Annotated in this window: 8 protein-coding genes and 1 rRNA gene; 2 read left to right on the forward strand and 7 right to left on the reverse strand. The window is 29.8% G+C overall.

Annotated features, from left to right (window positions below):
* Window positions 1–68: 68 nt before the first annotated feature.
* Window positions 69–1,232 carry an MFS transporter gene (locus F553_RS0100990; RefSeq protein ID WP_018998633.1) on the reverse strand — a complete coding sequence of 388 codons (1,164 nt, stop codon included), beginning with the start codon at window positions 1,230–1,232 and terminating at the stop codon, window positions 69–71.
* Window positions 1,233–1,376: 144 nt separating this feature from the next.
* Window positions 1,377–2,540: an MFS transporter gene (locus F553_RS0100995; RefSeq protein ID WP_018998634.1), complete on the reverse strand. Its 1,164-nt coding sequence runs from the start codon at window positions 2,538–2,540 to the stop codon at window positions 1,377–1,379.
* A gap of 147 nt (window positions 2,541–2,687) precedes the next feature.
* Here F553_RS0100995 and F553_RS0101000 point away from each other — a divergent pair, with 147 nt between their 5' ends.
* Together F553_RS0101000 and F553_RS0101005 are read left to right on the forward strand one after the other, a co-directional pair.
* Window positions 2,688–3,110, forward strand: coding sequence for a MarR family winged helix-turn-helix transcriptional regulator (locus tag F553_RS0101000; RefSeq protein WP_018998635.1), 423 nt, complete (start codon window positions 2,688–2,690; stop codon window positions 3,108–3,110).
* A gap of 2 nt (window positions 3,111–3,112) precedes the next feature.
* Window positions 3,113–3,784 (forward strand): YczE/YyaS/YitT family protein, encoded by a 672-nt coding sequence (locus F553_RS0101005; protein ID WP_018998636.1) that lies wholly within the window; start codon window positions 3,113–3,115, stop codon window positions 3,782–3,784.
* On the opposite strand, the gene F553_RS0101010 is transcribed toward F553_RS0101005, so the two are convergent.
* The 5 genes from F553_RS0101010 to rrf all read right to left on the reverse strand — a co-directional run bounded on the left by F553_RS0101010 (window position 3,781) and on the right by rrf (window position 6,288).
* Window positions 3,781–4,113 (reverse strand): DMT family transporter, encoded by a 333-nt coding sequence (locus F553_RS0101010; RefSeq protein ID WP_018998637.1) that lies wholly within the window; start codon window positions 4,111–4,113, stop codon window positions 3,781–3,783. The genes F553_RS0101005 and F553_RS0101010 overlap by 4 nt on opposite strands.
* Before the next feature lie 11 nt (window positions 4,114–4,124).
* The gene (locus F553_RS0101015) at window positions 4,125–4,451 is read right to left on the reverse strand and encodes a DMT family transporter (RefSeq protein WP_018998638.1); all 327 of its coding nucleotides are present in this window, start codon (window positions 4,449–4,451) and stop codon (window positions 4,125–4,127) included.
* Window positions 4,452–4,589: 138 nt separating this feature from the next.
* The gene (locus tag F553_RS12445; RefSeq protein WP_051081833.1) at window positions 4,590–5,432 is read right to left on the reverse strand and encodes an MFS transporter; all 843 of its coding nucleotides are present in this window, start codon (window positions 5,430–5,432) and stop codon (window positions 4,590–4,592) included.
* Window positions 5,422–5,961 carry an MFS transporter gene (locus tag F553_RS12695; protein ID WP_083912147.1) on the reverse strand — a complete coding sequence of 180 codons (540 nt, stop codon included), beginning with the start codon at window positions 5,959–5,961 and terminating at the stop codon, window positions 5,422–5,424. The genes F553_RS12445 and F553_RS12695 overlap by 11 nt, the downstream gene beginning before the upstream one ends.
* Window positions 5,962–6,171: 210 nt before the next feature.
* Window positions 6,172–6,288: ribosomal RNA gene (gene rrf / locus F553_RS0101025) — 5S ribosomal RNA — on the reverse strand.
* Window positions 6,289–6,404: the final 116 nt, after the last annotated feature.

Here is a 6,404-nt window from a genome sequence, read left to right on the forward strand (position 1 = left end):
AATATAAAACAACATAATTTTATATAAAAAAAGATATTCTCACTAGAATATCTTTTTCTTACTTATAATCATTTTAATCTATTAAATACATATTTTGCCATAACAACTTGTATGATAAATAAAATCATCAATAAATAAAATACGGATATAATTCCTATTCCTTGAGCGATAAATCCCAAGATAGCAGGCCCTAATATAACACCTGTATAACCCATGCAAGTTACTGCTGTAACAGCAGCATTTATTGGCATATCTTTTTGATATTGCAACAAACTATATAATACAGGCACAATATTTGCAGCACCTAAACCAAGTAAAACAAAACCAACCAACATTAAATAGAAATTATCTATAATAATTATCCATAAAAATCCTAATCCCGCTAAACTACTTCCTAATACTACAGCTTTTTCCTCGCCTAAAAATTGTACTACTTTATCTCCAATTAAACGCATGATAAGCATTGCTACAGAAAAAACAGCATATCCTACACCAGCTAAAGATAATTCTACATCTTTTACCTCAGCTAAAAATACACCGCCCCAATCCATGATTGCACCTTCGCCTAAAAAGCTCACACATGCTAAAATGCCGAATAAAACAACAATTCCTTTAGGAATAGCAATTGCACTTTCACTATTAGCACTTTTATAATCTAAAAAATATCTACCAAAGAAAATTACAATAGCTAAAATTATTAAACAATGAATGATTGCTATAAAAAATACATCAAGTCCCATCTTAGCTAAAATACTGAATAAGCCAGCGCTACAAAAACAACCAACACTCCAAAAACCATGCATACTAGACATCATGCGCTTTTGTGATAATTTTTCAACAACAACAGCATTGATATTCATACAAACTTCTGTACAACCCATAATAGCGCCTACTAAAATCAAACAAATAGCATACGACCAAACATTAGGTAAACAAGACAACGCTACTAATACTATCGCAAATAAACTACCTGTAGTAACCATCACTTTTTTACAACCAAATTTTTTGCCTAAAAGACCGCCAATCGGTATAACAATAAAAGCACTTATACCTATGCACAATAATAATAATCCCAAAATATCTGCTTCAATATGTAAACGTTCTTTAATCATAGGTATCATAGGCGCCCATGTGGAAATGGCAAAACCTGGTATAAAAAAAGCCATTCTAGCTGCATACTGCTCTTTTTTACCGACCTTAAACTGCATTAACTCTTTGTCTTCTAAACTCACAAATAAACCTCTTTTCTTTTTTTATTTTAGATAAACTCCTATATATACATATCATATTATATGAAATTAATAAAAAAAGCTATAATAATAAAACCTTGTATAGCCTAATTTTTTTTAACTATACAAGGTTTATTATTATCATATTTAATTTAAAACTTTAAATACATAAGAAGATACTATTGCTTGCAAAATAAACAGTCCAGCTAAGATACAAAATACTGCTACAATACCAATCCCATGAGCAATAAACCCTAATAGAGCAGGGCCAAACATTACTCCTAAATAACCCATACTAGTAACAGCTGTTACTGCTGAATTTATAGGCATTTCTTTTTGTCTACCCAATAAAGTGAATACTACAGGAACAATATTTGCAGCTCCAAAACCAAGAAGAATAAAACCAAATTGCATCATAAAGAAATTATCAAAAACAATAGAAATTATATATCCTACACTTGCTACTATTCCACCAAAAATAACAACACGCTGTTCGCCTAATTTTTGTACTACTTTATCACCAATCAAGCGACCAATGAGCATAGCTGCTGAAAATACTGCATAACCAACACCAGCTAAAGATAAATCTACACCTTTAGCTTCTGTCAAAAATACACCACTCCAGTCCATCATACCACCTTCGCCTAAAAAAGATATAACAGCTAAAACTCCAAATAAAGTTACAATCCCTTTTGGTATAGCGATAGCTTTACCATTACTAGCACCTTTATACGGTAAGAAATATCTACTGAAAGCAAAAATAATCATGAAAATAATAATACAATGTATAATTGCTATTTGACTAATACCCAAACCTAATTTAGCCAAAATACTAAATAAACCAGCTCCAGCAAAACAACCTACACTCCATAAAGCATGCATACCAGACATCATGCGTTTTTGGGAAAGTTTTTCTACGATTACAGCGTGAATATTCATATTTACATTCAATATACCACCTATAGCACCTAAAACAAACAAAAAGATAGCATACATATAAATATTAGGTAACATGGATAATATTATAATTTCTACACCCATGCACAAACCCATAACACGCAAAACTTTTTTACAGCCAAATTTTTGTGCAAACAATCCAGCTATAGGCATCATCAAAAAAGAACTTACGCCAATACATAATAACAATAAACCCAATACATCAGCGCCAATTTGTAAACGTTCCTTTATAATCGGTATCATTGGTGCCCATGTAGATATACCAAAACCTGCAACAAAAAATATTATTCTAGCTGCATATTGTTCTTTTTTCCCCACTTGAAGTAAATTCAAATCCTGTTCTTTTACACTCAAAACATTATCACCTCTTACTAAAAATACTGATATATTATATCTATACTTCTATTTTCTGTCTAGTAGGATATTTATATTATTTGTTGACATTCAATTTATAGCTTTCTATAATATAGTTTGATTTCAAACTATATTGGAGGTAGTAAAATGTTATCTGACGAATTGCATTTTCTTTTATTAAAAAGTTTTCATCACAGTAACAAAAATATTGTCCAAAAGATTTCATCATTAAAGCTTTTACCTGGTCAACCCAAAATTTTAGAATATCTTTTAGAACATAATGGCTCTATAGCTAAAGATATAAGTAATTATTGCGTCCTAGACAAATCAACTATCACCAGTTTATTAGTTCGCATGGAAAAAGATGGTTTAATCATGCGAAAAACACATTCTACAGATAAACGTTCTGCTTATATCTATCTGACTGAAAAAGGTCTTCAAATGGCTCATAAAGTAAAAGAAATTTGCTTTAGTATTGATGATAAAGCCTTAAAAAACATTCCACCTCAAGAGCAACAACATCTTTTAAAAACACTCAATACAATAATCAAAAATTTGGAGGAGGAATAATCTTGAAAGTCATATCTCTACGTTATTTTTATTTCTTTTTAGGTATTATTATAAATTCATTTGGCATAGCTTTTATCACCAAAAGTAATTTAGGTACCTCACAAATATCATCTATCCCCTATATTTTTAGCCTTGAATATACCGATTTCAGCTTTGGTTTAACGACCTTCATCTTCAATATAATTTTTATTTTAATTGAAATAGCACTTTTACGCCGTGATTTTGAACCTATACAATTTTTACAAATAGTAGCCAACATCATATTTAGCTTCTTCATTGATGTTAGCATGAATTTACTATCAGCCTTTGAACCTGAAACCATTATTGTAAAATTAATATCGCTTTTTATTGGTTGCTTTATTTTAGCAATAGGAATTTCTATTGAAGTCGCTCCTAATGTAATTGTTGTTCCTGGAGAAGGCGTTGTCCGTGCTTTAGCTTTAGTCATTGCCTTGAAAAAGCCACAAATAAAATTTGGTACAGTAAAAATCTACTTTGACATAACTTTGATAGTAATTGCTTGTATATTATCCTTTATCTTCTTTGGCGAATTAAATGGTATCGGCATTGGTACAATTATATCTGCTTTATTTGTTGGTAAATGCATCAATATCGTAAATAAATATTTTAAATTTCTCACTCATATCCGCAATCTACAATATATAAAATCTTAAGAAACTAATTTTAAACCAACAACAGAAGATAAAATCATTGCTATACAAACAAGTCTTTTCCAATTTGCACTTTCACCATAACGAATAATTCCCACCAAAACACCACCTACTGAACCAATTCCAGACCATACTGCATATGTAATGCTCATTGGTAAAGTTTTCAAGGCTAAATTTAATAATAATAAACTTGTAACAAAAGCTAATACCATTTTTATAATTAAAATTCCAGATTTTTTTAACCCTAAATGCTTAACTAATTGCCACTTATTCATATAATTTATACTTAAAACTTCTAAAAGTCCTGCAATAACAACATAAATCCATTCCATAATCAATCATCTCATCTTTCTACTTTTTCATTCAATAATTTCAAGCCAATAACACCTAAAATCAAAATAATAATAAATAATAATTGCCAAAAACTAGGAAAAATACCAAAACCTAAAAATTCTACTAAAATAGTACCGATAGCACTCAATCCTACAAATACAGAATAAGCAGTACCGACAGGAAGCGTATTGCCTGCTGTAATCAAACAATAACTAGAACCTAAAATAGATAATGCTGTTACACCCCACTGCCATGGAAGTTCAGCATATTTTAAACCTGTTACCCACACCAACTCAAATAAAGTTGCTCCTATAATTTTTAACCAACCAATATTCATAAAAAAACCTCCTAAAACTAAAAATAAAAAGGGCTATAGACCATGCTGTTTTTCTCAGAAACAACAAAATCTATAGCCCTTTTTCATGGCAAATTTACTTATAATAGATTATCAAAAAAATTTTTTTCTGTCAATTTGCTAATTATTATTTTTACGCATTATAACTAATTCATCTAAGATATTTTGATAAAAACTTCCATTTAATTTATAAAATTTAAGATAGATAAATAAAATAATAATAAATAATGAAGCAGATGCTACAAACATCATTAATCTAAGACCTAATATCGTATCTGCAGTTTGCATTACATTCGGTACATAACCAACTAAAGACAAAACCATTGCCCCTATAAAGCCAGCTATAGCTGAACCAAATTTTGCTGTAAAAGTTTGCACCGAAAAAACTATTGCTTCACTTCTAACACCACATTTATATTCACCATAATCAACTGTATCTGCTAACATCACTGTAGTTGATACACCAGCCAAAGCATTTCCTAAACAAAATAAACTAGCTACACTAAAAAATAAAACAACACTTGCTTTGTGGTCATCACCAACAAAAAACATACCCAATAAACCTAAAACTAATAAAACAGCAGATAAAATATAAACTACTTTTCGTGAAAATTTATTTGCTAAAGATGGAAAAGCTATCAAACCTATAGAGCCAACGATAAAATTAACTATGCCAAAAATAGAAAACCATTCTTCATGACAAACTACATATTTGAAAAAATAAATATTCATTCCAGTCCATAAAAATACTGCAATTTGCTGTAATATCGTCATAAAAATAATAATTAATAATTGATCATTTTCCTTCAAGAAATTCAATACTTCACTAAGTTTAATATCTCTTTTATTTTTTATAACTACATGTTCACTGACATTTCTAACACATATTATTTCACAAATATTGAATACAATAGCTACAATCACGGCAAATCTCAAATAGCCATCACTTTCACTAGCTCCCATATTCACGCCTAAACAAGCGGATTACTAATAAACCAATTGTAGACATCATTTGACCACCAAAAGTCGCAAATAATCTAGATAACATAGAAATTTCATTTCTAACCTTAGCATCATTTGAAAATGCCGGTATCATTGCCCAAAAAGGTACGTCCATCAATGTATATGTAAGACTCCATAACAGATATGTAACAATACACCAGACATTTATCAAAATTCCTTGTAAAAAAGTTGCTGGATTTAAATATAATAGAATTAAAACAAAAGAATTTATTATTGTTCCTATTAAAATCCAAGGACGAAATTTTCCCCATTTAGTTTTTGTATTATCAACAAGCCAGCCCATAAAAGGATTAGTTATAGCATCTACAATACGAACCACTAAAAATAAAGTACTCACAAAAATTAATGATACACCAACTACATCAGTATAAAAAATCATCAGAAAAGCAGCTATCATATTATAAATAAAATCTTTTCCATAAGCTCCTATTCCATAAGATAATTTCTCTTTCCATAAAAGTTTTTCCATAAATAAATTTGCTCCTCCATTTTTTTAATTTTTATAAAATAAAAAGACTATAACTCCTCTGTTTTGTTCAGAAACAGAAAAAGTTATAGTCTAAAATGACGAATTCAATATTTTTCTATGGAAATATTATGCAAAATTTTTAATGAGTTGTCAATAATTATTCATAAAATATAAAGAAAAAAGCACTGAATATTTCAGTGCTTTTTTCTTAACTGGCAACTTCCTATCCTCCCAGCACGTCTCCATGCAAGTACTTTCGGCCTCTAAATGCTTAACTACTGTGTTCGGTATGGGTACAGGTGGAACCATTTAGGCATCGTCACCAGATATTCTCTTTTCTTTTTTGAAAGATATTAATCTTTCAAAACCACTCAGAAGATTACTTTGCTCCAAGTCATTTTTCTTTTTTAAGTTAAGCTCTCGACATATTAGTACCAGTACGC

The sequence above is a fragment of the Megamonas rupellensis DSM 19944 genome, from assembly GCF_000378365.1.
Lineage (GTDB): Bacteria > Bacillota > Negativicutes > Selenomonadales > Selenomonadaceae > Megamonas > Megamonas funiformis.

Bases quoted from the DNA above. Each gene is read 5' to 3' on its own strand.
- F553_RS0101000 (WP_018998635.1), top strand. From the start codon at position 2,688: ATGTTATCTGACGAATTGCATTTTCTTTTATTAAAAAGTTTTCATCAC.
- F553_RS0101010 (WP_018998637.1), bottom strand. From the start codon at position 4,113: ATGGAATGGATTTATGTTGTTATTGCAGGACTTTTAGAAGTTTTAAGT.
- F553_RS0101015 (WP_018998638.1), bottom strand. From the start codon at position 4,451: ATGAATATTGGTTGGTTAAAAATTATAGGAGCAACTTTATTTGAGTTG.
- F553_RS12445 (WP_051081833.1), bottom strand. From the start codon at position 5,432: ATGGGAGCTAGTGAAAGTGATGGCTATTTGAGATTTGCCGTGATTGTA.
- F553_RS12695 (WP_083912147.1), bottom strand. From the start codon at position 5,961: ATGGAAAAACTTTTATGGAAAGAGAAATTATCTTATGGAATAGGAGCT.